We start from the raw sequence: 295 nt of genomic DNA, 5'->3' as shown, positions 1-295 counted from the left end.
GGTCAGCCTTTGAGTGTATGGCTTTCCCGCCAAACGCTCGGGCGCAAAAGTCAGCCCCTTCGGCATCAATGTCGCAATAGAAAAGCTCGGCATTGGGAAAGAGCTGCCTAAGGTGCCGGCCAACGCGGCCGTGGCCGCAAGGCAAGTCGAGAACCGTCATCACCTGGCTGCGCCACGAAAGCGAGAGGCCTGTGAGAATGGCCTGCACGCCCGACTTCCCGACGTTGAAGTAATGTGACGGACCAGTGTTGTACATTACATCGTTTGGGTGAAGTTCGGTGCTGACCGCTCTATT

Annotated in this window: 1 pseudogene; it reads right to left on the bottom strand. The window is 57.3% G+C overall.

Features of this window, described 5'->3' with window-relative positions:
• Nucleotides 1–208 (bottom strand): annotated as a pseudogene (locus EN862_RS36705) (class I SAM-dependent methyltransferase); the annotation flags it as partial.
• Nucleotides 209–295 lie beyond the last annotated feature (87 nt).

It is taken from the genome of Mesorhizobium sp. M2E.F.Ca.ET.219.01.1.1, from assembly GCF_004016445.2.
GTDB lineage: Bacteria > Pseudomonadota > Alphaproteobacteria > Rhizobiales > Rhizobiaceae > Mesorhizobium.
This window is presented reverse-complemented; position numbering and strand designations above follow the sequence as displayed.